1 protein-coding gene is annotated in these 2,310 nt (G+C 75.2%); it reads left to right on the top strand.

Translation table 11 applies throughout. The features are described from left to right. Positions 1–44: 44 nt before the first annotated feature. Positions 45–2,310 (top strand): SDR family NAD(P)-dependent oxidoreductase (locus tag ABZY33_RS35925; RefSeq protein ID WP_356495919.1); only part of this gene is annotated, 2,266 nt, incomplete at its 3' end.

Genomic DNA, 2,310 nt, shown 5'->3' on the forward strand with positions numbered 1-2,310 from the left:
CTTATGCCTTCCAGCGCAGCCGGTACTGGCTTGATGTGCCGAAGGTGCAGGTCAGTGCTGACCGGGTGGAGGAGGAGTTCTGGCGGTCCGTGGAGCAGGGCGACCTGGACGGGCTCGCCGGTTCGCTCGGGGTCCGGGAGGGGCTGGAGGCGGTCGTTCCCGCGCTGGCCACCTGGCGCACCACCCGCCGCGAGCGGGGAGCGGTCGACGGCTGGAGGTATCGCACGGAATGGCGGCCCCTGCCTGTCGCCGCTCCCGCCTCGATCGGCGGGACCTGGCTGCTCGTCGTCCCAGAGCGGATGGAGGGCGACCGGCTCGTCACCGACGTGCTGTCCGCGCTTGAGGCACGCGGGGACCAGGCCGTCGTCGTGACCGCCTCCGGGAGCCTGGACCGCGCCGCCTTCACCACCTTGCTGACACCCCCGGCCGACTACGCCCGGGTGCTGTCGTTCCTGGCCCTCGACGAACAGCCGCACCCGCATCAGCCCGCCGTGCCGCTCGGCCTCGCCGGGACCCTCACCCTCGTACAGGCCCTCGGCGACGCGGAGATCGACGCGCCACTGTGGTGTGTGACCCGGGGCGCCGTGGGCACCGGCCCGCAGGACGCGCCGACCGCGCCCTCCCAGGCCGGTGTGTGGGGCCTCGGCCGCGTCGCCGCCCTGGAGCACCCCAAGCGGTGGGGCGGACTCGTGGACCTCCCGGGATCCGGGAACGACCAGGCCGTCGACCTCCTCCTGGACACCGTCACGGCGGGCACCGCCGAGGATCAGGTGGCCCTGCGCGCCGGCACGGCGTACGGCCGCCGTCTCGTGCACGCGGCCACCGGCGGCAAGGCGGCCCTCCGCGACTGGAAGCCCCGCGGGACGGTCCTGGTCACCGGCGGGACCGGCGCGCTCGGCGCGCACGTCGCCCGGTGGCTGGCCGCGCGCGGGGCGGAACACCTCGTCCTCACCGGCCGCCGCGGCGACGCCGCCCACCTCGACGGTCTGCGGGACGAACTCGCGGCTCACGGCACCCGGCTCACCGTCGCGGCCTGTGACACCGCCGACCGCGACGCGCTGGCCGGCCTGGTCGGTAGCCTGGCCCAGGACGGCGACCCGGTACGCTCCGTCGTCCACGCGGCCGGCGTGAGCGTCCTCGGCCCGATGGCCGGGACCGACGTCGACGACCTCGCCGCCACCCTGGCCGGGAAGGTCCTCGGCGCCGCCCACCTCGACGAGGTGCTGGACACCGCCGGCCTCGACGCCGTCGTCTACTTCTCCTCCATCTCCGGTACGTGGGGCGTCGCCGACCACGCCGCCTACGGTGCGGCCAACGCGATCCTCGACGCCCGAGCCGAACGGCGCCGCGCCGACGGTGCCCCCGTGCTCTCCGTGGCCTGGGGCCCCTGGGCGGGCGGCGGCATGATCGCCGAGTCCGTCCAGGACGACCTGCGCCGCAGGGGCGTCCCCGTCATCCAGCCGAGCGCCGCCGTCACCGGGCTCCAGCAGGCACTCGACCAGGACGACACGGTGGTGGCGGTCGCCGACGTCGACTGGCGCCGGTTCGCCGAGGTCTTCACCTCGGTGCGCGGCAGCGCCCTGCTGAGCGAACTGCCCGCCGCCCGGCCCGGCCCCGTCGCCGCGGCCGCCGAGGGCGCCGACGAGACCTCCGCCGCGCTCCGGGAACTCGCGGACCTCCCACCCGCCCGCCGACTCGCCGCACTACGGACTCTCGTCGGCACCCATGTGGCGGCCGCACTGGGACACACCGGGGCCGAGGCCGTCAGCGTGGAGGCCGCATTCAAGGAACTGGGCTTCGACTCCCTCACGGCCGTCGCCCTGCGCGACCGGCTGCACCGCGCCACCGGCCTCAAGCTCCCCACCACCGTCGTCTTCGACCACCCCAGCATCTCCGCACTCGCCGCCTGCCTCGACGATCTGGCGTTCGGGGGGCAGGACGACGAGGACACGCGGCCGGGTACGGAGGCAGCACGCGCGGCAGACCGCCGGGGCGAGGGTGCGGGCGACGACGACCAGATCGCCATCGTGTCGATGGGCTGCCGCTTCCCCGGCGGCGTACGCACTCCGGAGGAGCTGTGGCGGCTGGTCCGCGACGGCGTGGACGCCATCACCCCGCTCCCCGCCGACCGCGGCTGGGACCTGGACGCCCTCTACGATCCCGACCCCGACCGCTTCGGCACCAGCTACGTGCGCGAGAGCGGGTTCCTCGACGGCGCGGGCGAGTTCGACGCCGCCTTCTTCGGCATCTCGCCGCGTGAGGCGACCGCGATGGACCCGCAGCAGCGCCTCCTCCTCGAAACCTCCTGGG

Origin of the sequence: Streptomyces sp. NPDC006552, from assembly GCF_040611655.1 — a bacterium.
GTDB lineage: Bacteria > Actinomycetota > Actinomycetes > Streptomycetales > Streptomycetaceae > Streptomyces.